The sequence below is a fragment of the Streptomyces iakyrus genome (assembly GCF_000717055.1).
Taxonomy (GTDB): domain Bacteria; phylum Actinomycetota; class Actinomycetes; order Streptomycetales; family Streptomycetaceae; genus Streptomyces; species Streptomyces iakyrus.
On record NZ_JNXI01000124.1, the window covers coordinates 1 to 344 of the forward strand.

Annotated in this window: 1 protein-coding gene; it reads left to right on the forward strand. The window is 66.0% G+C overall.

All coding sequences use genetic code 11. The features are described from left to right. Positions 1–295: hypothetical protein (locus tag OO68_RS49025; RefSeq protein WP_209442695.1), on the forward strand; the 295-nt coding region annotated here is incomplete at its 5' end. Between the last annotated feature and the right edge of the window lie 49 nt (positions 296–344).

The following is a 344-nucleotide window of genomic DNA, read 5'->3' on the forward strand; positions in this document are numbered from 1 at the left end:
GATCACCAACGCCGCTCTGAAGATCCATCACGACGGCTCGGGCGATATTCCGCTAGGGGTGTCGGACGGCAAACGCGTGTCCTACTTGCTGCTGTGGCCGCACATCCGGCCTTGGCGGCTGCGTGCGCCGGAACCCATGATGTGCGCATTGCCGGACCCCGCGGTCGTCGCGGCCCGGCTTTCGGAGGCGTTGGGAGGTCAGCCCGCTCCAACGGCGGTCGCGCTCTCGACATCCGTCAATCGCAATTTGGTCTCGGACCTCACGGCCAATTCGCCGTCGACAGCGGCCGCCTGAACGGAGGACACTCATGAGCCAGGCTATCCAGGAGCCCGTGGTCCCCAGA